This is a genomic window from Oleiphilus sp. HI0067 (assembly GCF_001635735.1).
Window position 1 is genome coordinate 1 of sequence record NZ_LWFI01000721.1, and the last position, 475, is coordinate 475.

A 475-nucleotide genomic window follows, 5' to 3' on the forward strand; every position below is an offset into this window, starting at 1 on the left:
ACGTCATTTTCGTCTAGGGCGCAAATACTCACGCAAGGAGAGGCAATCGGTTTACTTTCTATACTCATTCTTTACTTCTAACACAGAGAGGAAATCTTAAAAATCACCCCATAGTTTTACTAACTATGCATCTTCTAGCTGTTTCAAATGCTTTTGATAGCGCTGAGAATTCGACACATAATGCGCTGCACTTAGCTCCAGCATTTTCATTTGCTGGTCGCTGAGAGTGCGTTTAATTTTGGCGGGGCTTCCTACCACCATTGAACCGTCAGGGATTTCCATATTTTCTGTGATTAATGCATTCGCACCAATCAAACAATGCTTCCCAATTTTGGCGCCATTTAACACTACCGCGTTGATGCCTATCAAGCTGTAATCACCGATCGTACAGCCATGCAACATGACATTGTGACCGATAGTGACGCCCTTGCCTATATTAAGAGGAAATCCGGGATCGATGTGCAATACCGACCCG

The 475-nt window shown here is 43.8% G+C and carries 1 protein-coding gene; it reads right to left on the minus strand.

Annotated features, from left to right (window positions below; genetic code table 11):
- Positions 1-123: 123 nt before the first annotated feature.
- A partial coding sequence (locus A3739_RS08035; protein WP_197472191.1) for a gamma carbonic anhydrase family protein occupies positions 124-475 on the minus strand: 352 nt, incomplete at its 5' end.